Source organism: Sedimentibacter sp. B4, assembly GCF_000309315.1.
GTDB lineage: Bacteria > Bacillota > Clostridia > Tissierellales > Sedimentibacteraceae > Sedimentibacter > Sedimentibacter saalensis.
The window spans coordinates 1-646 of the sequence record NZ_CANG01001107.1 but is presented as its reverse complement, the minus strand read 5'-3'; the positions used below and the strand labels follow the sequence as shown (position 1 = coordinate 646).

At 70.1% G+C, this 646-nt stretch carries 2 pseudogenes; both read left to right on the top strand.

Annotated features, from left to right (window positions below):
* Positions 1-190, top strand: a pseudogene (locus BN358_RS28190) (LacI family transcriptional regulator); the annotation flags it as partial.
* 77 nt (positions 191-267) lie between these two features.
* Positions 268-646: pseudogene (locus BN358_RS28185) on the top strand (hypothetical protein); the annotation flags it as partial.

Below are 646 nucleotides of genomic sequence, written 5' to 3'. Positions count from 1 at the left end.
ACACCCGGATCGCGCACCTCACCGGCCCCGGCCAGATCGGCCCCTCCGCCTCGACGGCTTCCGCTCAGCGGTCGCCGCAGCGGGGCTCGATCCCGACACCTATGTGGAGACCGGCGGCATGAGCGAGGAGAGTGGCTACGCGGCGGCTCGGCGGCTGCTCACCCGGCCCGATCGACCTACCGCCATCCTCGCCTTCAACGATGTTGCCGCGATCGGCGCGCTCTCCGCCGCCGACGACCTCGGCTCCTCGTCCCCGGGGACGTCTCTCTGGTCGGCTACGACAACACCCACCTCGCCCGGATCCGGCACATCTCACTCACCTCGGTGGACAACGGCAACTTCCCTGTTGGTGCCCAAGCAGGCCGGTACCTCATCGAACGACTGGCCGATCCGGGTCTGCCGGGGCGCCTCCACCTCGTCCCCACCACACTGGAGGTCCGTGCCTCGACAGCCTCCCCCGCCCCGCACCTGAGGGCGGTCAGAAGAACACGAGGTGAGCGCGGCGATCGCCACGAAGACGTGACCAGCCGCTCGAAGGTCTTCTGCTGGATGCGCGTGATCAGCACCCGCCCGATCCAGGTGCCCACCAGCACCAGCGGCGCCAGCACCGCGGCCACCAGCGCGGTATCGGCACGCACGATGCCCA